Origin of the sequence: Citrobacter sp. NCU1, from assembly GCF_010231475.1 — a bacterium.
Lineage (GTDB): Bacteria > Pseudomonadota > Gammaproteobacteria > Enterobacterales > Enterobacteriaceae > Citrobacter_D.
This window is the reverse complement of record NZ_NRDO01000148.1, coordinates 1-1,307: the sequence shown is the minus strand read 5'-3', so window position 1 is coordinate 1,307 and position 1,307 is coordinate 1. Positions and strand designations below refer to the sequence as shown.

Here is a 1,307-nt window from a genome sequence, read left to right as displayed (position 1 = left end):
GGCGCCGGTGAGCGACCCTGGCCCCCGCAGGACCGGAATTCAGGAGAGTATGGATGGCTTACGATCGCTATTCCCGCGGCGCCAATCGGGGCGAACGCGACTTCGACTATGGCCGCGATTTTGGGTCCGGCCGCGATTATACTTACTCCAGCGCACGCGACTATGAAGCGGCGGGCGCCTTTGACGACGATCGCGACAGCGACCGTTACGGCAGCCGCAACGAAGACCGCCGCGGCTATGGTGCGCGCGACTATGGCTATCAGGGCTATGGCAACCGCGACACCTTCAACCGCGGTCGCCAGGATTTTGGCAGCCGCCAGAATGAAGGCCGTTACGCCGAGGGCCGCTCGGGCGGTTATGCCGGCTATCGTGGTGAGCGCGACTATGGTCGCGACCGCGATTACGGGCGTGACCGCAACTATGACCGTGATGAGTATCGCCCGTCGAGCTACGGCAATTCGTCGCGCGGCTATGGTTATACCGGCGACCGCTATGGCCGTGACGACCGCCAGGACCGTGATTATGGCCGTCAGGGCCAGGGCCGCGGTGACTATGGCCGTCAGCCGCAGGGTTATGATTACGAGGATCGGGGTTTCTTCGCGCGCGCCGGGGACGAGGTCCGTTCGTGGTTCGGTGACGAGGAGGCGGAACGCCGCCGCGAGGCCGATGCGCGCTATGACGAGCGCTATTATGCCGAACAGGATAACCATTATAACGACTGGCGCTCGGGCCAGATCGCCGCGTTCGACCGCGATTATGACGAATATCGCAGCGAGAACCGCACCAAGTTCCACAATGAATTCAATAGCTGGCGTACCGAGCGCCAGGGCCAGCGCGATCTGCTGTCCAAGGTGAAGGAGCATCAGGAAGTCGTGGGTTCGGACGGCAGCCATGTCGGCACCGTCGACAAGCTGCGCGGCGACCGCATCCTGCTGACCAAGAACGACCGCGACGCCGGTGGTCAGCACCACTCGATCCCGTCGCGCTGGCTGAAGTCGGTCGAGGACAAGGTCACGCTGACCAAGACCGCCGATGAAGCCAAGGCGCAGTGGCGCGAGGAGGAAAACGCCCGCGCCATGTTCGGTGATCGCACCAATGACGATCGCGGCAATCGCTCGGGCCAGACCAGTGCCTATGGCCAGTCGGGCAATTATGGCCAGACCGGCTCGGCCAGCGGCACCGGCTCTATGAGCAGCGCGGGCAGCTCGACCACGGGCAGCACCTCTGGCACGTCGACCACCACGGGTACGGCCGGTACCAGCGGTACGACGACCACCGGCAGCACGTCGACCACCACGGGTACGGCC

General features: G+C 64.4%; 1 protein-coding gene. It reads left to right on the top strand.

The window, feature by feature from the left end:
- Positions 1 to 53: 53 nt before the first annotated feature.
- The coding region (locus tag CJP72_RS25055) for a DUF2171 domain-containing protein (protein WP_162383910.1) at positions 54 to 1,307 on the top strand (1,254 nt) is incomplete at its 3' end.